Genomic DNA, 850 nt, shown 5'->3' with positions numbered 1-850 from the left:
TCAAAAACACCCGTATAACGGGTGATTTGTTCTTCGGCTATAAGCCTTTGTTACTGACCAGACCTTATAAGGGCTCTGAAAAGATCTGCCATATGTACTACTTTCCCAGCAACCCTTAAAAGGGTTGTTTTATTTTTTCTTCTTAGTTTCTTCGCCAGTAAAAGGATCTATATATTCAACAAGTGTTAATTGCTCCGCAACGATATCCTCTTGTAATTGATTACGAATATAATTTTCTATAACTTTTTTTATTTCTTCCAACTGTATCAACATAAAAACCTTTACACCAAAATTTTCTGTTACCATATCTATATTTTAAATGTGCATGTCTATCAAAAATCAACAAACTACTCTTTCCTTTTAAATATCCTACAAATTGCGAAACGCTTAATTTGGGTGGAATACTAACTAACATATGAATGTGATCTTTACATGCTTCAGCTTCAATAATTTCTTCGCCTTTTCTTTCACACAGCTGTCGCAATATTATTCCAATATCTTTCTTTATTTTTCCGTATATAATTTGTCTTCTATATTTAGGAGCGAAGACAATGTGATACTTACAATTCCATTTTGTATGTGCTAAACTATTTGTGTCTGATGACATAAGTTGCATCTCCTCGTGTTGTTTATTTTGGTTGGCTGACCAAATATTATTTTAGCACGTAGAGATGCAATTTTTAATACAACGGTATAACCATACTGCACCATACGCATAGCGTATGGATTTTATATCAAAAAATAGCACGCAGATGATTTAATTAAATTCATCTTCGCGCTTCTTTATTATTAAATACTTCGTATTGTTGACTTGCTTTCTTAGAAATCAGCTTAATACTGAAGTCTTCAT

At 32.1% G+C, this 850-nt stretch carries 1 pseudogene; it reads right to left on the bottom strand.

Annotated features, from left to right (window positions below):
- Positions 1–129: 129 nt before the first annotated feature.
- Positions 130–607 (bottom strand): annotated as a pseudogene (gene tnpA / locus KA833_RS10075) (IS200/IS605 family transposase).
- Positions 608–850: the final 243 nt, after the last annotated feature.

The organism is Staphylococcus sp. GDY8P67P (assembly GCF_017892545.1).
GTDB classification, from domain to species: domain Bacteria; phylum Bacillota; class Bacilli; order Staphylococcales; family Staphylococcaceae; genus Staphylococcus; species Staphylococcus ureilyticus.
Note: the sequence above shows the minus strand (reverse complement) of the source record. Positions and strands in the feature narration are given on the sequence as shown.